The sequence below is a fragment of the Pseudomonas veronii genome (genome assembly GCF_001439695.1).
Taxonomy (GTDB): Bacteria; Pseudomonadota; Gammaproteobacteria; order Pseudomonadales; family Pseudomonadaceae; genus Aquipseudomonas; species Aquipseudomonas veronii.
In genome coordinates, this window is the sequence record NZ_JYLL01000014.1 from 18735 (window position 1) to 36108 (window position 17374).

Below are 17374 nucleotides of genomic sequence, written 5' to 3' on the forward strand. Positions count from 1 at the left end.
CCGGATTGGCCAAGCTGGGAGCGCCACACCTCCCTTATATGGGCTCTATTCCTCGTGCGCTATCGATCCGTTCAGCTACCCGGTAAGCCGCTTCCAACTCCGAACAGCCATTCTCCTGCATCAGTGTCCAGCGTTCGGCTTTTTCCTCGGGCTCTGTCATGGCCAAAGCGAGGTAAAGACTGGGTGGCACGGCTCGAAACAGCGTCTCGAGCTTTTTCGACAGCACCACTCCCTCGGTGTATTTCCCCGGCTCTTTGCTGGCGGAGAGCAACAGGGCTTTCTGCGCAGGTGAAAGCTTCTTGAACCGTGCGATTTCTTCGATTTCCGCGGGCGGCATATTCAAACAAATCCACCATTCGATCATGTTGAGCATGGTCTGCGCAGCCGTGGGAAAATCAGCAAGGTTCTGCGTCGCCAGCCAGAACCAAGCGCCGAGCTTGCGCCACATCTTCGTCCCCTTGACCACGAACGGCGCCAGCAACGGGTTCTTGGTGATGATATGACCCTCGTCGGTGACCATGATGATCGGTCGGCCCAGGTACTGGTCGCGCTCGGCGAGGTTGTTCACGGTGTTCATCAAGCTGATGTAGCTGATGGACATCTGTGCCTCGTAGCCTTCGCGCGCGTAAGTGGCAAGGTCGACAATGGTCACATCGCCCTCGGGCCAAGGCGTGCCTTCGCGATCGAACAGTTCACCCTCGAAACCCTGGCAAAATAGGTCGATGGACTCGCCCATTTCCTGGGCACGCTCGCGACGTTTCTCCGGCAAGTGCGGGTCGGCGGCGATGCCCAGCAAGGCGTCGCGTACGTCGCGGGTCAGTACCTGGCGACCCGCCGCGACGCAGGTCTGCGCCGCATCGAGAATGCACTCGCGGATCAAGCTGCGATCGGCTCGACTCATGCGCGCCTCTTCTTTGGCCTCGCCGCCGGTGATCATCAGGCGGGCAGTGATTTCCAGTTCGCCGAGAACATCGCGCTGGTCTTCGTGACTGGTTACCACCTCATCGTCCAGCTCATCGATCGACAGACTCGCCACCTGATCCGGCTGCTCGACCAGGCGCCAAGCATCGGCGAACGGGGCGAGACAGACCGAGGCGCCAGGTTTCAATTGGACCTTGTTGACCGACAGGCCCTGTGTCGCGAAGTAGTCTCCCTGCAAGCCGAATGAGTTGCCGGCCTCTACGATAAACAGGCGAGGGCGGTACACGGCCATGACCTGCATCAGTAGGGTGACCAAGGTCGCCGACTTCCCGGCACCGGTGGGGCCGAACAACAGCAGATGACCGTTCATGGCCCGATCCAGGCGTGACAATGGGTCGAAGCTCAATGGCGAGCCGCCGCGGTTGAACAGGGTGATGCCCGGGTGGCCGGTGCCGGTGCTGCGGCCCCAGACCGGAACCAGGTTCGCTAGGTGCTGGGCGAACATCAGGCGGGTGTACCAGTTACGCGTGTCGCGGGCCGGGTTGTAAGCCATCGGTAACCAACGCAGGTAGCTGTTGCAGGCGGCGACCTCATCGCCTTCACTTACCGGTTGCAGCCCCGCGCCCAACAGCGCGTTGGCCAGGCTGACCGAGCGCTGGTGCAATTGCTGTTCATCGTGACCGCGTACGTAGAACGCCAGGGTTCCTCGGTACAGCTTGTGCTGGCGGCCGATGATCGCGCGAGCCTCTTCGACATCCTGACGAGTCTGGGTCGAGGCCAGGTTTTCACCGATGGCTTTGCGAGCTAGGCGGTTCAACTGATCCTCGAGTACATCCTGTGGTTTGACCATTAAGGTCAGACTCGTCACCGTACCTTCGGGTAACTGGTCGAACAGCGCATTCACCGCGTCACCCTTGCGGGTTTCGCCGGTGAGTTGACCAATCGATGGTGCCCGCCGCAGTTTGTCCACCACTATCACCCGGTGGGGTTGATCGTCGAAAAACCAGAGTCCGTGCTGCACATCCGAACGCGGTTCGTTGAAGAACAGCCGCTCGGCAAAGTCATGATCGAAGGGCAGATCCAGCGACTCACCGTCACCCGACTCCGGATAGGCCACGCGGCGGTAGAAATTTTCGGGCGCTTCATCAGTGAGCCTGGGGGCCGGATTGAACCAGGGCAATAGCCAGGCATACAGACCTCGGCCATCGACTCGCGTTGAGTGCACCCCGCACGCCTGCAACGAAGCACGGATACGTTCGCAAGCCTGTTGCAGGGATTGCACCGGGGTGAGTCCCGTCTCCTCAGCGTCAGATTCAAGCCAGCGATAGACCACCAGACGCACCCGTCGGTTATTGCCGCGCCAGGGCAGGCGCGTCACCACCTGATCCTCAAACAGACCACCGGGCTTGGCGATGGCCTTCAGATGACGGCGGCTGAGCTGCAAATACGCCTCGGTGAAGACCGTACCTCGCGCGCTGTTCTGAATATAATCGGTGAGCTGGGTCAGGTAGGGTGTGAAGTCGTTGTCGTCTTGACAGAAAAACTGCGCCACCCAAGGCGCTTGATCCAGCTCGTCAAAGCTATCTTGCAGGGCGTCTTCGAGGGCGTCGCGGACCGCCATCAGCCAATCGGGTTCGCGCCCTTCGGTGCCGATGGGCAGCAACTCGAACACCGCACCCACCGAGCGATTGTCATCCAGTAGAAAACACTGCTCAGTGTCGAGGTATTCGACCCAAGGCAGGTAATCGGTGAAGCTGGGGTTGTGCGCATAGAGTGCGGCCTCATCGGCCAAGGTCGCGCGAGGGCGCAATGGATTGCGCCAGCCTTTCCACGTGGGAGTGCGATTGCCCGAATCGCCGCTACGCACTACAGGTCTTCCTGACGTTCACCAGGTAATGCGTACTGCACACGTTGGTAGAACGGAAAGACGGTAGAGTAACCTGGGATCGGTGCCTGCTCGGTACCACTCAGATGCGGATACACGTATAGCACCAGATCGGGATTGGGCAAGCGAGGGAACAGGTTGCGGATCTCGTTCGCCGCTGTGCGAGTGTACGGTTCCTGGAGAGAAAAGGAGAAATCTGCTTGAGCCAACGGGCGGCGTAACTGCTGCCGAGCATCCAGCAGTTGCTGCTGAGTGCCTTGCGAACCGGCGCCGTTCCAGATGTCCAGCATGGTTTGCTCTCCATGGGGCAGAAGCGTCTCCTTGTCGGTGGAGCACCCCGCCAGGACCCAGCAGAACACGCTAATCCAGGTCAGGCAGGGAGGCATGGTCTTTTTCATGGCGAACGCTCCGGCCCTTGGGCTCGTAGTCGATGGTGATCTCATGGTCGAGGTGCAGCGCGACTTGTGCTGCCGGTGGCACGTACACGGCAGCAAAGGCTTCGCCATACAGCTTGTTGACCCACTCGCGGATGTCGCTGACCCCGCCGCTGAGAATTGAATTCAGCGCGCTGTTGCCACTGCTACTGGTGACCCCGAGGGTACTGCCGCCTGAACTGATCACGCTGCTGTTGTTCCGCTCATCCCCGAGCAGGGCGGCGACACCGGCGCCGGCGGCAGTGATCAGGCTCTGGCTGCCGAGGTATTGCTGAGCGTTCGAGCGGCGCTCGCCAGCGATGCAAGGAATGCCATACGGATCGGACAGGTAACCGAGTCCGCCGCGGATCTTGTCGGTGTTTGAGCTCTGGGTGGTGGAGGCAGTGCGGCTGGCTACTGCTTTCGGCTGAGGTACCGTGCGGATGGTGCCATCGGTAAACACAAAGGTGATTGACTCGACCTGTCCACGTACGCAAGACAGGGTCCAGTCACCGGACGCGGTGCCGCTCATTACGGCACCCGCGACGTCTGGCAGGTCGATGCCGTTGGCGGTCAGGTTCTCAGGGCCGACCAGCACTTTGAAGGGATAGGGATCATTCACAGTGCCGTCCACCGGGACGCGGCCGATCAGCGCGGTCATGGCGACTGAGCCCATCAATGTCGCGTTTTCGGGGATGGTGTAGACCGGCTTCGCCCCTTCGGTTCGGTCAACGGATCGCGTCAGGTCACGCTCACCCTTGGTGACTGCACGTAGCTGTTTCTGGCTGCGATCAATAGGATTGTCTTTCAAGCCTTCCAGTGAGTTGAAGGCGGTAGGCAGACTCAATGCGAGGGAGGAGGTCTTGGTTTTGCCTCGGGTGTCGGTGCCCGAAGCATCCGAGGGTTCAATCCACTGCAGCGCATCATTGGCAGGATGCTGTCCGTCAAACTGAGCACCGTCGCCAGGCTCGAGCCCCAATCCGATTGGCATATCCTTGCCTTTGCCGGTCAGCCCCGACAACTGATCCTGCAATTGCGTGAGCAGGCCGCGAGCCTGACGACTGTCTTGTTCCGCTTTGAGTCGGGCCTCGTTGGCTTGGCGGCGGCCTTCGTCGACCTGCTGGGTCACACTGCCAAGCGCGGTCTGGATACGCGAATCGACACTGTTTTCCCGCTCGCGTAGGCGGTTGTTTTCCGTCTGCAGTGAGTCATTGTGTTTCTTCAAACCGAGCATGTCGCTGCGCATGGCCTTCACCTGGCCGACCAGGGTGGCGACCGTGTCGCGTGGGGTATCGCCCGCAATGCCGAGCGACTTGGCTTGCTCGGCGGATAATTGAATATTGCCCTGATCAACTGGGTGCTCTGGAGAAGGTGTGCTGCCACCCGGGACCCAGGTTTTCAGGATGATCAGTACCACGCCCAGCAGCGCAGCCGGTACCAGCCATTTGAGCAAGGCGTTAGCTTTCATCGTCAGCACCTCGCGCAACGGGCGGTAGCAGCACGGCTTGCTCGAGGCCGGCACCGCGGGTGACAAGGTAGGCGATCGTGGTGTCTTCAGCGCTGCCGACAGGCCCGAGGAAAGCATGCTGGAAGGCCGCGGCGAACAGCTTGGCCTGAAGTCGACGTGGATCGAGTTGCACCGTCTCTGAACCACGATTGCGCAATTTCACCGCCGTCACCCAGTAATCACCGAGTCGCCAGACGGCGATGGGTGTGCTGGACACGTTTTCGGTCGGCAGCAGGGTCGGCAGTTCGGTACGCAGCTTGAGCGGGACGCGGCGTACACCGGGCAGGGACTCCACGGTGCGCAGCGGCGCGTACAGGCTTTGCGCGGCGTAGCGCGTCAAAGCGACCGGGATCGGTGTGCGTTCTGGAACAGGGACGGTGCTAGATTCAGCCTCGGTAGCTTGCCCCTGAGCATTCTTGAGAATACGTACGGGCTCCAGCGGTTGATCGCCGGGAGTGGCCGCGATATCCAGGAGGATGATCTCGCCCGTCGTGACCGATTGCAGCTGCAGTCGGGTCGGTGCAATGGCTTCCGACGCTCGCAGGTACAGCGTGCCGCCGGTTGATTGCACACGCAGCTTGCCGGTCAGGGTTGAGGGCACACCGACGCGAACAGCCTCATCGATAAAGACCACTCGTTCCTGATTGATCACCAGCGGGACCGCGAGGGGGAGGCGTTCCCAGTGCATCAGCTCGACGGCCTGCGCTACAGCTCCCCATAGCATCAGTGCAACGGTGAGTCCCAGGGTAGAAATCCGCTTCATGGCTCACCTCCAGGCAGGGAGATTTTTTGCGGAGTGCCCTGATAACAATCCAGTGCCAGCCCCCACTTATTGCGTTCGGGGTCCAGATCAAAACGCACCACGCGCAATGGATACCGCACCACCACCCGTTTCACCGGTTCGGCGGCGTAATATTCATCGGCATTGAGATCGAGCTTGACCAGCCAGCTGTCGCGGTCGAGTTGCTTGACCCTGAGTTCCGGATCTTCGCTGTAGCCTCGGCCCAGAATTTCGTAGACGCCACGCACCCGCTGGCGCAGCTCGCCGGCGGCCTTGCGGTACTCATAATCACCGTCGAGGAAGGCCTTGCAGGCGGGTGTCAGGTAGGACTGCAAGCCATAGATGGCGCGGCGATAATCCTGCTCGCCATCCGAAGGCCAGCGGTTGAGTTGGCCAAAGATGTACAGGGCAAAGGCATAGACATTCTCTGGGGGGACATCCCACCACTTGCGAGTGCTGCCCGAGCGCAGATCCGGGGGGACATGCACCGTCAGATCGGTCGGTGCCGAGCGCCAGCCATACCAAAGTCCGGCACAGACCAGGGCCAGAATCACTACCGCCAGACGCAGGCTGAAGATGTGGGCGTGTTGGGCATCCACCTTGTTCCGAAAACGATTCATGGTTGCCACCGGAACAGGGCAGGGCGCAGTCGACGCGAACGGCGAATCGTCCAGGCGCCGGAGTGGAGAATCAAACTTCCGCGCCCCAGGCGCCAACGGCTGGCGAGTATCCATTCGAGCTTGCGGTACAACCAGGTCTCGGGGCGAGCCCGTTTGGCCCGACGCAAAAGCGTACCACCGGCAAATAACACCAGCGCCATGCTTGCGATCATGCTGGTCGGCGCAACGGCAATAGACGAGGTGACGATCCCTAGAGGAACGCCCAGCAGCAGGCCAATGGCGGCGCCAGTGCCGAGAGCTACCCACATCTCATCATTGGTCAAACCGCGCAGTACGGCAGGATCGCGGTTGAGTCGCTCCGGCAGAAAGACCAAGGTGCCGTCGGCAAGGCGTTCGATAGTGTCGTTCATGTCGACCTCACAGAATCGCGGCGGCCTTGGTCAGGAACCAGATGATGATCACCACCAACAGGGCGCCGATGCCGACCACCGCGCCGAGGTCCTTCCAGGTCTTGCGCTGGTTCTGCACGTCGGCATAGACAGTTAGGGAATGCCAAGCCACCCCGAGAAAAGCGAGCAGGGCGATCAACAAACCGAGCAGGATGCCGCCGTCATAGGCGTAGTTTTTGATCGTCTCGATCAACCCGGAACCTTCACCACGCGAAGGAGCCTCCATGGTGGGAAGCTCGGCAAAAGCCAGGCTTGGGCCGAGCACCAACAGCAGGCCGATCAAGCGCTGGCTGGCACGATCACGCAGGTTGTTTTTTAGAGGGGTAAAGCACTTGAGCATGGCAGTGATCTCCTGGATTAGGACAGCGTGAAGAACATCAGGACTAGTAGGGCGAGCAAAACACGTGCGGCGCTGCCGCCAAACGCGCCGAAGCGCACACTGCCGGTGGCCCAGCCCCGGTAAGCCGTCCACATCACCCAGGTGCACCAGAGCAAAGCCAGGACGAGAACCAGGGACAACCAGAGTGTCGAACTGCTCTGTGCCGAGAAACCGGAGGCGTTTTGGAACGCTGCGGTCTGAGCGTCGGTCATGCTCATGGCGACGGTTCCACGGACGGGATGTCGAGGCGGTAATCGCCGACCAGCTCACCAGCGTCGTGAGGTTGAGCACGGGAGGGCGACAGATAGTTCTGCATTCCTTGGCGAATGCGTTGGATGTCCTGAGACAGGCGGGGATAGTCGAAGCGATAGCGTTCGTTTGGTTCGGAGGTCCTGGCTACCTTAGCTTGCGCCGCAAGGCGCTCAATAGTGTCGACCTGCTGCTGAACTAGGCTGAGCTGCTCGCGCTCATGAGCAGATGCGGCATAGCCGCCGCTATGGAACGTCATCAATATGAGCAGTAGGCAGATTCGGAAAAATGTAGTCGGCATGTGGATAGCCCATTTGGAGATGGGGCCAGCATTCAACTAACGTCCAGGACTCAGCAGTAAGAAACACGAAACACGCTGCGTCATTTTATTTCGATACAGTCTCTGATCGTGGAGCGAGTTCGAACACCGTATCGAGAGCTACGAAACGCGGAAAAATGACACGATTGGACCGCAAGTACAGCATTGGTTACTCATGAAAAACGATTAGTAGCCGTTAACTTTTGATTCCGCTAACAGCATTGTTAGCGGGGCGCAGATAAGCGCGGACGAAATCAGTTAACGAAGAGTGATAGCAGAGAGTGAACATCCAACAAGCAATTCGGCGGTACCGTATTCGACAGGCCGTGGGCTTCTCCTTGATGGTCTTCGGGGGGCTATTTTATTTGGTTTCATCGTTGATTTTTCTGCACCATCAAGCAGAGACTCTCGCGAGCACAAAATTTTTTGGGCATTTGGGAGGGGTTGTGCAAAATTTAGTAGCCGATGTTTACCAGGTCACATCACCCTACATCGGTTTTGTATGGGAGCACGCGCCTACCCTCAGCCAGGAAAACCCGCTCAGCTATGGAAATTTGCTGTTTTTCGGTTTGCTGGGTGTGATGATTATTGGAAAGCAAATTCTCCTTTCCGCTAGCCAACTCAAGAGGCGTGTTCAGGTTCAATTCGAACGTCTTGAGGAAGCTCAGTGGCGCAACTCGATGCAAAATGGAGCAGCCACCCAAGTCAACGCAAATCAGATCGGGCAGATCAATTTTTATCAGCAGTCTATGCCGCCGTCCCCTAGCGGTGATTGGTGGCAGCGGCCGTTGGGTATTGTTGGTTTGTCTATTATTGGCGGTTATGTCGTCGCGATTTTGGCTAAATTCACCGGAATGGTTTAACACGTCAGCGTTACATTTTATTAAATGTATTTTTTAAACGTCGCCGCGGTGATGGCTGTCGTTATTCCGAGCATCATCGCGCAAGGCAAAAAGACGGCCATAGGATTGAGCGAAAAGGGCAGGGACAGATACATGATCCAGGGTACGAGCAGCAGGGGTATCACTGCTCGTTTAGCTCGGTGATAGACAAAACTGCTTTCTCGCCCGGCTCCAAACTTGCGCAGGTCGCGGCGCATCAAACCATCGACAAAACCGGTGAACGAGGCCAACAAAAATAGCGGTGTGGCCAGAGCCAAGATGGTTAGGCGCACTACGAAGGTAAAGGTCACATACACCGCCGCCAGTACGAAATCCTCAATGCTCACGTAGAGCTGATTCGCCCAGCTCCAGAAGCCATTGCCCTGGCCCGAAACCCGCGCCTGCCGGGCAAAATCCTCAAAGCCAGTCTTGACCAGCAGCCACTGATTGAGGAGCTCCAGCCACTGGACAATTGTTTTCCCAGGCTGTTGGATGAGAAGTGAAGCTTTGAAGTGCTCGCTGAGCCAGCCCAACTCACTGGTTAGCATAGCCTGACTATGCCGCCAGCCCTGATCACCCCAGAACAGTAGCAGCCCGGCGAACTCGATGAGGATCGAGAACAGCAACGAGGCAATCAGCAAACCGATGATGCGCAGGACTAGGCTGATCGCCGAGATGATCAATCCCGGACGCTGGATCGGTTGTGGCGGCGTGTTCTGGGTGGAAGTCGCCATAGTTCACCCCATTGCGCGCTGCAGAGTTGATGTGGGCAATACGTCTCCTGGATCGTTTTCTGCTGAATCGAAACCTGTTGTGGGGTAGGGCTACCCCACCTGATCCAGATCGAAGTTGGTAGTTGGGCCGCCACCGCTTGCGCTCCACCATTGCCCCGCCTGCGCGTTATAGGCCGCCCGCATCCGTTGAGTGAGTTCCTGTAGGTCCTTGGGCATGGCGTCGACGTTGGAGGGTTTTGGCAACGGCATGCGGACTTTCCAGAGCTGCCCACCGGCCTGGAAGGAGAACATTTGCCCCTTGGGCAAACTGACGATATGAGCAGGCTCGATCAGCGGCACACTGGTGCTGCTGACACGGTCCTGGGAGGACGAGGTGAAGTCCGTGTTGGCGTCCGGATCGGATGTGTCCGTCGCACCCGACATCAGGGTCTTGGTCAGCACGTTAACCTTGGGTAACTGCTGGGTGAGCAGTTCAGCGGTGGCGGTTTCGCGCACGCGGAGCATCTGCAGGGTGTTGAAGTTGCCAATCACCTGGCCAGCTTTGGCGCGGTTGCCGATACGTGCTTCGATATCGCTGAGGGTCTGGGTGTAGGCGGTTACCTGGATACCGGCGCCGCCACCCTTGTTGATCAGGGGGATGAACTCATCGCCCATCAATTCGTTGAACTCATCAGCGTGCAGGTTTATCGGCAGCTTGTCACTGCTGCTGCCTGATGGGGGCAGGCCGTGGTCAATGCCATGTTTGTAGATGTGGCCCGCGACCGAGACCAAATCAGCGAACATGGAGTTGCCCACAGCGGCTGCGACTTCGGCGTCGGTCAGCGCATCCAGGCCGACGTAAACGATGCCGCGTTTGCGAATGATCTGCATCCAGTCGAAGATTGGTCGCGGGTCATCTAGGTCGGTGTAGTTGGGGGCCAGCAGTTGGGCGGTCTTGCCGGTGGTGAGTTTCTCCAGCAGCGGCAGCAGCGAAGCAACGATTTTGTCGAAGTAGGTGCGGTCGTAACGTACTGCCGAGCGCAGTCCATCCAGCACCGGATCGAACACCCGTTTCACCGCCAGGTACTGTTCGATGGCCACCACACGCTTTTCGCGTCCCACCATATGCCGGGGAATGTTCTTCTCAGTGAGTTTGCCTTCCAGTTGGACGATCACTTCCCAGGCTTTCGGATCGGTCTTGGCGAAAAACTGCTGAGCGTATTCGATGAACAGCGCGTCTATATTGACCACATGTCGCTGGATCTGCAGGTAGTCTGGGCGCCGGCCCAACTCGATCAAAGCCCGGGCAATGATGTTGACAAAGCGCCAGGCGAACTCGCGAAAGGCTGCGGAGTTGCCTTCGCCACTGAGTTGCCCAGCGATGCGCGATGCTACCTCCGAGATGCGCCCGAAACGTCCCACCGCGTTGTAACGCGCGGAGATCTCTGGCCAGCCTAGATGGAAAACATAGAATTCCTTTTCCCGACCGGCCCGTTTGGCTTCGACGTACATGCGTTTGAGCAGGTCGGCATCGCCCTTCGGATCGAAGACGATGACCACCTCATGTTCGACGCGGTGAATGTCCTGGGTGATGTACACCTCGGCGAGTCGCGTCTTGCCGACACGGGTAGTGCCCAGCACCAGGGTGTGTCCGACCCGTTCGCCCAGCGGCAGACTGACTTCCGTTTCGTTGGGCTCGACCCCATGCAACAGAGGCGAGCCACCGACTGGGGGTAAAGGGCGCAACGGATTGAAGGCACTGTCCCAGGCGGTGACACGGGCCAGTATCGAGAGCGGAAACGGTGCATGCTCCAGGCGCCGTTCGAGTTCACGGGCCAGCCGGTAGTGGGTCGGTTGGTCGACATAATGGGCGACCGCCGGATCCTGGGCCTCGACCAAGCGCTGGGTGTGCAGGCGGGTCCAGCGAAAGCCGCGACCCATGAACAAACGCTTACGACTGACCGGAATCTGCCGGCTGGTCAGCTCGTAGCGGGGCAGCCGGCGGATATTGCGCCGATAGCGCAACACCTCCCAGGCTTGTCGCAGGCGGATCAGGCCGAACAGGGTATAGGCCAGCGCCGCAACCTGCCCGATCTCGGGTGACAGGGCCACGGCCCAGGGCGAGTACACGCACAACACCGCGGCGGCGATGCAGATTGTTACGGTGTACAACTCGACCGCTGGCCGGAGCTTGGACTCCATCGCATGCTCGGCCATGACCTGACTCACTGTCCCAATGAGGTGGCGGTGATCAAGACGGGGTAGTGCAAAATCTGCAGGCGGGTGGCGATGTCGTTGCCGTTGACCGGCAGGATGGTGATGTCTGGAGCGGCTGCGCGAATTCGGGCCAGGGCTTCAGTGTCGGCTACTTCGACGGCGAGGCCAGCCGCGCCCATTTCCTGCAGTTCAGCAGCGCGCTGACGCAGCCAAGTCAGCGACAGGGGATCGTCACCGACCAGAAAAAATGGCCGCAAGCCCGGCATGTTCAGGGCGCGATACGTGATCTGGCCGGGGCTCAAGTGGGGGCTACGGATGGGCAGTATCCAGGCTTCATCGGCAAACGTGGACAGGTCCGCATGCATGGCCCGATCAGGCTGGATCTTGTTGTTTATTAGCGGCCTGGCAACTTGAAAATGGTGTCGGGTGAAGTCGCTAGGCTGATCCCCGGCTACGGTCAGTTCCGGCTGGGCGAAAGATACCAAAAGCAGGATGAAATAACAGGCGATGGGGATTCGCTTCATGGTGGTGTGCCCTGTTTGAAAGAAACCAGCAACCGTTCGAGTTGCCGGGAAAAGCCGGCGCGGTAACGCGCGGCCGGCGTTCCTCCTGCCGGGCGGTGATATCGGCCGGCAGCTGATACCCAATCACCGGTGGTGGCGTGATGCTCCTGCAACAGCGCGGCGGTCACGGCGAGATTTCGGTAAGGGTCAAGGGCTTCGCAGGGGCTGGAATAACGTTGCCCGTGGTAACCCAGGTTGGTTTGTCCAAGACCGACATCGACCCGCTTGGCGTCATGTCGCGCGAGCGCCTGAAGTAAGGCGTGACAGGCGGCCTGGCGAGTGGCGAAGCGGTAGGGTATTCCGGCGATGTTCAGGGTCCAGGGCCAGGGCAGCAATCGACCACGGACGTGGATACCACTCTCCTGCAGGGCAATTGCGAATAGCACCATAGAAGGGATGTCGGCGTCATGCGCCGCCAATTGATAGGCCGGAGGCGGAAGTTGGTCGGCCTGGACGGCGAGCACCGTCAGCACCAGCGCAAGACCACTCAGTCGAGGCGTTGCCATTGTCCATTCACCTGTTGAAATGTGGCAGGCATTGGCCCCGGGGCACCCAGGCTGAACCAGCGACCACGGTCATGGTTCAGGGTGATCTGCCGGCGTTGAACCTTGACGGGATCGATGCCCGCTTGCCGAGCCCAGCTACGGACGCGTTCATCCTCGCCTTGGCTGCCCACCAGGTAGATATCGAACGCCGTGTCGCTGCTTTGCAGACGCTGGGCTTCGGCGGTACACGCTGAGCAGTGGTCCTCCACAAATAGAGCCTGGCGCGGCGCGGCCGCTGAGCTGATAGGGGGCGGGGATGCCATGCCCTGGATCGGTAGCAGCCCGGGAAACAGCTTGGTCCAGGCCGCGGCGTAAGCGTTTTGGTAGGCCAACTCGCGCTCGGCGCGTTTGGCTTCCAGCGCTACCTGTAATTCGGCATAGCGCTGGCGCTCTTGGTCGGTCTGGGCCTCAACCCCGAGCGCGGTCAACGGATCGAGGTTCGGGCTCCAGAAACCGCGTGGGCCGGATTGGATCTGTTCGAAGCGCGTCCACTCCTGCCCCGTCAGGCCCCAGCTCGCTGCCTGTTCAGAGTCAGAGCGCCCCAGCGGAGCAGACTGCGTGTCCTGGGTCTGTGACTGTGTCGTGACGGGGTTGCCCATCGCAGCGTCCATGGCCAGTAGCGAAGCGAGACAGACGACGGTGGGCAGTAGCGCTCTGTTCATGATCGCTTCTCAAGGGAGGTGCACGGTCTGGTCTGGCTGAGCGGCCACCGCGAAGATGGCTGAGTTCGGCTCCAGCACTTTCAGGTACCAGGCTCCGAGCTGCTCGCCGCTATGCAGCAGCCGAACATCTATGAGAGAGCGACTGTCATGAGGTGCGACTGCCAAAAAGCGCTCACCACCACGGGATTCGACCCCCAACACCGAGAACGGTGGCGAGAGCGGGACGGGCTTGGGGCGAGCGGTCTTTTTCGGTTTAGTCGCGGAAGGCGACGGCGGTGGGGGTGATGGCTGGGTCTTGTGCTCCTGGAACTGCTGCTCGACCTGTTCAAGGTGTGCGCGCAGCGCTGTCAGTTCTGCCACGGTGGCGCGGGCTGCCAGACCATCGCGCAGCTCCTGTATTTCTTGCGCCCACTGATCCAGCATCGGATCGAGGGTATTGGCCTGTTGCTCACTAGTATCGACCATCTGCTTCAGGTCTTTCAGCGCGTACTGCAGCTTCTCTTGTGCATCCTTGAGGGCGCTTGAATCATGTTGCAGGGTGTCCAAAGTTTGTCGGTATTGCGTGTCCGTGCTCTGCAGTTTTGCCATGCGTTGATACTGGTTATACAAACCACCGCTCAGCCCGGCGACCGCCAGGCAAAGGAGCCCGATGATGAGGGTTTGAAACGTTGAGGCTTTCATGACCGCGCCTCCGATTGATGGGGCAAGACGGGTGTAATCAGCGCGACACCGGCATCCGTTTTCTGCTGTTCGAAGCAGACCGAACGGCTGACTTCATCGGTCGTGAGTTGCCAGGCGGGGCCAGCCAGCACTTGTAGCGCGCGGCGCAAAGGGATTGGACCAAGCCGGTAATGGGCTGCAGGCAGAGGCCGGGTAAACAGCAACTTCACCGACGCAGTAACGGGGCAGAGCGAATAGCCCGAGCGCCGCAATACGTACTGCAACGCATCCTGCACTGAGGGGTTTAGGCTGGACGGGATGTTCACTTCAATGATTTGAGCGAGAAGATAGCGTTGTTCCGTGGTGGGCTCGGTGCTGACCAGCGTATAGCGGCCATAGCGGAGTTCTGTCGGATGGTTTCCTTCCGCTGTGTCCCTCGAAAGCTGGGCCCGATTGGAGCCACTGTCGATCTCTGGATGGGTTGGCAATGTATTGGGGATTTGCGCGGTGCAGGCGCTCAACAAACCCAGCAGGCAGACAGGCGTGAAAAAACGCTCCATGGAAAAAACCTCATGACAGATTCAGTGCAAAACCTGACATGAGGTGAAGGAGCAACTCAGTGAGAAAGTTGATTCAAGGCGGGTCGTGTTAACGCTGAACGCGTTGCTATTCATCAAAAATAGCGAGCCCATTCAAGACGGCAGCGTCGGGGTCGAAGATCAACAATCTCGCATCCGCCAATGCCGCCAGGTACAGTACGTTGACTAGGACTTCCGGTGTGCCTGCGTCGAGTTGCTCTTGTCTCAAGCTTGAATAACGTTTGCCCTCAATGTTCAGCAAGTTTTCGTCCGTCCATGGCGTGCCAATCAGCTTGCAACTGATGCCGCAGCAATCCGGCAACTCGAAAAGCTCGAACAAAAGGCCGGTTTGCCTCGGAGCGGAGTTACTTGCCCATCCTTCCAGATAGAACATCGCTTCTTCAGGAAGGTGTGCGGTACTGATCTCCCAGGCTCGACTGTAGTGCCCCGTTTCGAAGCTCAAGCGATGGACCATGGCTTGGGCTTCTTCCAGGGAGTACAGATCGCCGAGGTGATGCCGCTCGTTGAGCATGTCGCCCATCACGGCGTAGATCACTTGGCGCACCAACCCGGTGGACTGGCAGCGTTCATCTAATTCATCCAATTCATCCGGAATGGATTGGCCTTCGCTGATCAAGGCGAAATCGTCATTGAACAGGCAGGTGAACAGTTGCAGCTCATTGTCGGGCAGATGTGCTTGTGAGTCGTGCACTGGTCGAACGCAGGGAGGGCAGTCGTTTTCGTAGGTGATCAGTAGCAGCCGTTCGATATGAAGGTTGTCGTAGCCGCGAGCAAATGGGGTTGAGGCCATCAGCAGAGCTGGGGCTTGGTGTGCGGGGTTCATGAGGGTTCTCCAGAATGAAAATGAACAAGGCGCCCGAAGGCGCCTGTGAGGGTTAAAGCCAGCCGTATTCGGCAAGGGAGAGAGGACGACCTTCACCCACGATGAAGTGATCCAATACACGCACTTCGATCAAGGCCAAGGCCTCCTTCAGCCGTGCGGTCAAGACGCGATCCGCCTGGCTGGGTTCTGTACAACCCGAGGGATGGTTGTGAACCAAAATGGCGGCCGCAGCGTTATGCGCTAGGGAACGCTTAACGACTTGGCGGGGGTAAACGCTGGCGCCATCAATGCTGCCGTGAAAGAGGACTTCGAATGCCAGCACCCGGTGCCTGGCATCGAGAAAGATCACACCGAAGACTTCATGCTCTTGTTGCGCAAGCTGCAGTTTTAGGTAGGAGGCAACAGTGTCAGGCGACGTCAGGATAGGGCCGCGGGCGAACAGCCGACGATCCAGAATATGCTGCGCTTCGTCGATCAGCTGGTTTTCTTGGACAATGCGATCAGCCTCGAAATCCGAGGTCTCAATCAGTGTAAGTTGGGTGCTCATGGCGGTACCTCCGAAGGGAACAATCAGGGGTACACGCCCGAGGGGAGTGGTATCCCCCAAGGTGGGTGTGGAGTCTTGGGCGTTAGCAGATGGCGCGCTGTTTACAGCCGAGTGAATCGGTGGCGTTGACCGTGTAGATGTGAACCACAGCCGTCGCAAGGCGATGGAGAAAAGGTTCTTATTCCCCAGCCGGCTTCGGGATCGAAGTCGGCACTGATGGGCATCAACCGAACTAGCTCACGATGTATCGCGGCGATGCGTTGTTCGACCTCATCCTGCGAGTAATACAGCGATAAGGTGCTGTAGTCCTCGTAAGCTGTAGCGAACAGGCAGTCGTCGCAAAGCCAGAAGGATTCCATAATGGTCCCCTGTGCTGATTGAAGAAAAGGCGCTCGACGGAGCGCCTTGATGAGGAACATCGTGGACTGTTCAGGCGGACTGAACGGTACGGGTGGCATCACGGCGGGCCGTGCGCGGAGCGGGTGGAGATTCAGGTTCCACCCGAGCCTCTATTGGGTTTTCGGTATCCTCAACTTCGGCATCAGCCGACGGTGGGGATGGTTCACTGTTTGGCGCTTGCTCAGCAGGTGCTGTTGCTTCCTGCCTGGCGGGTGCTTTGTATTCGAACGTGCCGTTGATCTTGATCCAGTCGATGAACAGCAAACGACCTTTCAGGCTGGCGCCCGGTTGGCCTTGTTTCTCGCCTTTCTCATAGAGAAACGGATCGATCCACAGGTCGCCGATACGGAACGACAGCAAGACCTTTTTCTCGGCGTTGACGGCGTCCATATAGAGACGAATCAAGCGTTCAGCTTCACCCCCAGCGACTTTGCAGTCGAAGCGGGTGTACTCCACCGCATCGGTGGCACCGTGCAGGGCTGCGATATCGCAGGCAATGAATGGTTGGCCGCGGCGGACTTGGACTTCACGAACACGGTTGAGGTAGCCGATACCGACGGTGTGCAGGTTGAAGTAAGTGGTCGCTTCTTTGGATTGGTTGGCGTGGGCCATGGTGGTTCTCCTGTTTCAAGGGGAAACGGCGACGCACAGTCCCTGATGGGGAAGTGAGCCCCCGTCAGGGTGGGTAAGGTGAAGAAGAGCGATGAACGACTCACCACCGGCAAGCCGATGACGATCAGAACGATGCGTCTGGCGGAATAACGGTGCAGCTGAGGAACGTCTGCGGTAGTGGTTAGCAGACATGGGGTAGTGGGCATTCATCACCGCTGAGGCGGTAACCGTGCGAGCTTCCGAACGCTGATCGCACTTGGGTAAACCACCACGAACGTGGCGTAGCCTTGAAGGTTCAAGCTACCTGGGCTGGGCTGTCAACGACAGCAAACCACGCCCTTTGTATAAGCCTGTCACAGGGGAGCGTCAAGACGCTGCAACCCGATTTTTTATAGCCGGAATACAGTGGCAGTCACTGGACTGAAGAAAGTGAAGAGTGGGCCTGACGGGATGCCAGGCGAGGAAGAAAAAAACCACCTTTGACGGTCTTACGCAGTCGACCAGCGCCTCGCAACACTTGGTTGAACTGCGCCATGATTCGCCAACCGACCCTTGTCGTGGCCTGGGTCGGAACATGCTGGCACGCATCCGCGCACAAAAGGTGCCCAGTGTTTCCCCGGCGGGCTCCGG

At 59.0% G+C, this 17374-nt stretch carries 20 protein-coding genes and 1 pseudogene; 1 reads left to right on the forward strand and 20 read right to left on the reverse strand.

The features are described 5' to 3' along the window. Window positions 1-34: 34 nt before the first annotated feature. The 9 genes from TU80_RS17785 to TU80_RS17825 are packed head-to-tail and all read right to left on the reverse strand — an operon-like array spanning window position 35 to window position 7505. A complete protein-coding gene (locus TU80_RS17785) occupies window positions 35-2788 on the reverse strand; it encodes a conjugative transfer ATPase (RefSeq protein ID WP_020300910.1) in 2754 nt (917 codons plus the stop codon). Continuing rightward, window positions 2788-3204 carry a TIGR03751 family conjugal transfer lipoprotein gene (locus TU80_RS17790; RefSeq protein WP_032903625.1) on the reverse strand — a complete coding sequence of 139 codons (417 nt, stop codon included), beginning with the start codon at window positions 3202-3204 and terminating at the stop codon, window positions 2788-2790. Before TU80_RS17790 ends, TU80_RS17785 begins: the two co-directional genes overlap by 1 nt. After that, the gene (locus tag TU80_RS17795) at window positions 3167-4687 is read right to left on the reverse strand and encodes a TIGR03752 family integrating conjugative element protein (protein ID WP_020300908.1); all 1521 of its coding nucleotides are present in this window, start codon (window positions 4685-4687) and stop codon (window positions 3167-3169) included. Before TU80_RS17795 ends, TU80_RS17790 begins: the two co-directional genes overlap by 38 nt. Further along, window positions 4677-5489 (reverse strand): TIGR03749 family integrating conjugative element protein, encoded by an 813-nt coding sequence (locus TU80_RS17800; protein ID WP_020300907.1) that lies wholly within the window; start codon window positions 5487-5489, stop codon window positions 4677-4679. Before TU80_RS17800 ends, TU80_RS17795 begins: the two co-directional genes overlap by 11 nt. Further along, a complete protein-coding gene (locus tag TU80_RS17805; protein WP_020300906.1) occupies window positions 5486-6127 on the reverse strand; it encodes a PFL_4703 family integrating conjugative element protein in 642 nt (213 codons plus the stop codon). Before TU80_RS17805 ends, TU80_RS17800 begins: the two co-directional genes overlap by 4 nt. After that, window positions 6124-6537, reverse strand: coding sequence for a TIGR03750 family conjugal transfer protein (locus TU80_RS17810; protein WP_020300905.1), 414 nt, complete (start codon window positions 6535-6537; stop codon window positions 6124-6126). The genes TU80_RS17805 and TU80_RS17810 overlap by 4 nt, the downstream gene beginning before the upstream one ends. Before the next feature lie 7 nt (window positions 6538-6544). Beyond that, a complete protein-coding gene (locus TU80_RS17815; protein ID WP_020300904.1) occupies window positions 6545-6916 on the reverse strand; it encodes a TIGR03745 family integrating conjugative element membrane protein in 372 nt (123 codons plus the stop codon). A gap of 17 nt (window positions 6917-6933) precedes the next feature. Next, window positions 6934-7173 carry a TIGR03758 family integrating conjugative element protein gene (locus tag TU80_RS17820; RefSeq protein ID WP_020300903.1) on the reverse strand — a complete coding sequence of 80 codons (240 nt, stop codon included), beginning with the start codon at window positions 7171-7173 and terminating at the stop codon, window positions 6934-6936. After that, complete coding sequence (locus TU80_RS17825) at window positions 7170-7505, reverse strand: integrative conjugative element protein, RAQPRD family (protein ID WP_020300902.1); 336 nt, start codon at window positions 7503-7505, stop codon at window positions 7170-7172. The genes TU80_RS17820 and TU80_RS17825 overlap by 4 nt, the downstream gene beginning before the upstream one ends. 299 nt (window positions 7506-7804) lie before the next feature. Here TU80_RS17825 and TU80_RS17830 point away from each other — a divergent pair, with 299 nt between their 5' ends. Next, the gene (locus TU80_RS17830) at window positions 7805-8386 is read left to right on the forward strand and encodes a hypothetical protein (protein WP_020300901.1); all 582 of its coding nucleotides are present in this window, start codon (window positions 7805-7807) and stop codon (window positions 8384-8386) included. A gap of 20 nt (window positions 8387-8406) precedes the next feature. Here TU80_RS17830 and TU80_RS17835 read toward each other — a convergent pair whose 3' ends face one another. The 11 genes and pseudogenes from TU80_RS17835 to TU80_RS17880 all read right to left on the reverse strand — a co-directional run bounded on the left by TU80_RS17835 (window position 8407) and on the right by TU80_RS17880 (window position 16744). After that, a complete protein-coding gene (locus TU80_RS17835; RefSeq protein ID WP_020300900.1) occupies window positions 8407-9138 on the reverse strand; it encodes a TIGR03747 family integrating conjugative element membrane protein in 732 nt (243 codons plus the stop codon). Window positions 9139-9228: 90 nt separating this feature from the next. Next, window positions 9229-11334, reverse strand: a complete 2106-nt coding sequence (gene traD / locus TU80_RS17840; RefSeq protein WP_020300899.1) for a type IV conjugative transfer system coupling protein TraD — start codon at window positions 11332-11334, stop codon at window positions 9229-9231. 8 nt (window positions 11335-11342) lie between these two features. Further along, window positions 11343-11858 (reverse strand): integrating conjugative element protein, encoded by a 516-nt coding sequence (locus tag TU80_RS17845; RefSeq protein WP_020300898.1) that lies wholly within the window; start codon window positions 11856-11858, stop codon window positions 11343-11345. After that, entirely contained in the window at window positions 11855-12403 is a 549-nt protein-coding gene (locus TU80_RS17850; protein WP_020300897.1) for a lysozyme family protein, read from the reverse strand. The genes TU80_RS17845 and TU80_RS17850 overlap by 4 nt, the downstream gene beginning before the upstream one ends. Beyond that, window positions 12385-13104, reverse strand: coding sequence for a TIGR03759 family integrating conjugative element protein (locus TU80_RS17855; RefSeq protein ID WP_032903628.1), 720 nt, complete (start codon window positions 13102-13104; stop codon window positions 12385-12387). The genes TU80_RS17850 and TU80_RS17855 overlap by 19 nt, the downstream gene beginning before the upstream one ends. Before the next feature lie 9 nt (window positions 13105-13113). Further along, a complete protein-coding gene (locus TU80_RS17860; RefSeq protein WP_020300895.1) occupies window positions 13114-13785 on the reverse strand; it encodes a hypothetical protein in 672 nt (223 codons plus the stop codon). Beyond that, a complete protein-coding gene (pilL2, locus tag TU80_RS17865) occupies window positions 13782-14324 on the reverse strand; it encodes a PFGI-1 class ICE element type IV pilus protein PilL2 (protein WP_057005016.1) in 543 nt (180 codons plus the stop codon). Before pilL2 ends, TU80_RS17860 begins: the two co-directional genes overlap by 4 nt. A gap of 106 nt (window positions 14325-14430) precedes the next feature. After that, a complete protein-coding gene (locus tag TU80_RS17870; protein WP_020300893.1) occupies window positions 14431-15186 on the reverse strand; it encodes a DUF5983 family protein in 756 nt (251 codons plus the stop codon). 52 nt (window positions 15187-15238) lie between these two features. Further along, window positions 15239-15619: pseudogene (gene radC / locus TU80_RS17875) on the reverse strand (RadC family protein); the annotation flags it as partial. Between the two features lie 215 nt (window positions 15620-15834). Then, complete coding sequence (locus tag TU80_RS33460; protein ID WP_032903653.1) at window positions 15835-16092, reverse strand: hypothetical protein; 258 nt, start codon at window positions 16090-16092, stop codon at window positions 15835-15837. 70 nt (window positions 16093-16162) lie between these two features. Continuing rightward, a complete protein-coding gene (locus TU80_RS17880) occupies window positions 16163-16744 on the reverse strand; it encodes an STY4534 family ICE replication protein (protein ID WP_020300891.1) in 582 nt (193 codons plus the stop codon). Between the last annotated feature and the right edge of the window lie 630 nt (window positions 16745-17374).

What these genes read in the sequence shown, in the direction of transcription:
- TU80_RS17850 (WP_020300897.1), bottom strand. Translation starts at nt 12,403, where the DNA reads ATGGCAACGCCTCGACTGAGTGGTCTTGCGCTGGTGCTGACGGTGCTC.
- TU80_RS17815 (WP_020300904.1), bottom strand. Translation starts at nt 6,916, where the DNA reads ATGCTCAAGTGCTTTACCCCTCTAAAAAACAACCTGCGTGATCGTGCC.
- TU80_RS17860 (WP_020300895.1), bottom strand. Translation starts at nt 13,785, where the DNA reads ATGAAAGCCTCAACGTTTCAAACCCTCATCATCGGGCTCCTTTGCCTG.
- TU80_RS17845 (WP_020300898.1), bottom strand. Translation starts at nt 11,858, where the DNA reads ATGAAGCGAATCCCCATCGCCTGTTATTTCATCCTGCTTTTGGTATCT.
- TU80_RS17855 (WP_032903628.1), bottom strand. Translation starts at nt 13,104, where the DNA reads ATGAACAGAGCGCTACTGCCCACCGTCGTCTGTCTCGCTTCGCTACTG.
- TU80_RS17880 (WP_020300891.1), bottom strand. Translation starts at nt 16,744, where the DNA reads ATGGCCCACGCCAACCAATCCAAAGAAGCGACCACTTACTTCAACCTG.
- traD (WP_020300899.1), bottom strand. Translation starts at nt 11,334, where the DNA reads ATGGCCGAGCATGCGATGGAGTCCAAGCTCCGGCCAGCGGTCGAGTTG.
- TU80_RS17820 (WP_020300903.1), bottom strand. Translation starts at nt 7,173, where the DNA reads ATGAGCATGACCGACGCTCAGACCGCAGCGTTCCAAAACGCCTCCGGT.
- TU80_RS17810 (WP_020300905.1), bottom strand. Translation starts at nt 6,537, where the DNA reads ATGAACGACACTATCGAACGCCTTGCCGACGGCACCTTGGTCTTTCTG.
- TU80_RS17790 (WP_032903625.1), bottom strand. Translation starts at nt 3,204, where the DNA reads ATGAAAAAGACCATGCCTCCCTGCCTGACCTGGATTAGCGTGTTCTGC.
- TU80_RS17805 (WP_020300906.1), bottom strand. Translation starts at nt 6,127, where the DNA reads ATGAATCGTTTTCGGAACAAGGTGGATGCCCAACACGCCCACATCTTC.
- TU80_RS17800 (WP_020300907.1), bottom strand. Translation starts at nt 5,489, where the DNA reads ATGAAGCGGATTTCTACCCTGGGACTCACCGTTGCACTGATGCTATGG.
- TU80_RS17825 (WP_020300902.1), bottom strand. Translation starts at nt 7,505, where the DNA reads ATGCCGACTACATTTTTCCGAATCTGCCTACTGCTCATATTGATGACG.
- TU80_RS17870 (WP_020300893.1), bottom strand. Translation starts at nt 15,186, where the DNA reads ATGAACCCCGCACACCAAGCCCCAGCTCTGCTGATGGCCTCAACCCCA.
- pilL2 (WP_057005016.1), bottom strand. Translation starts at nt 14,324, where the DNA reads ATGGAGCGTTTTTTCACGCCTGTCTGCCTGCTGGGTTTGTTGAGCGCC.
- TU80_RS33460 (WP_032903653.1), bottom strand. Translation starts at nt 16,092, where the DNA reads ATGGAATCCTTCTGGCTTTGCGACGACTGCCTGTTCGCTACAGCTTAC.
- TU80_RS17795 (WP_020300908.1), bottom strand. Translation starts at nt 4,687, where the DNA reads ATGAAAGCTAACGCCTTGCTCAAATGGCTGGTACCGGCTGCGCTGCTG.
- TU80_RS17835 (WP_020300900.1), bottom strand. Translation starts at nt 9,138, where the DNA reads ATGGCGACTTCCACCCAGAACACGCCGCCACAACCGATCCAGCGTCCG.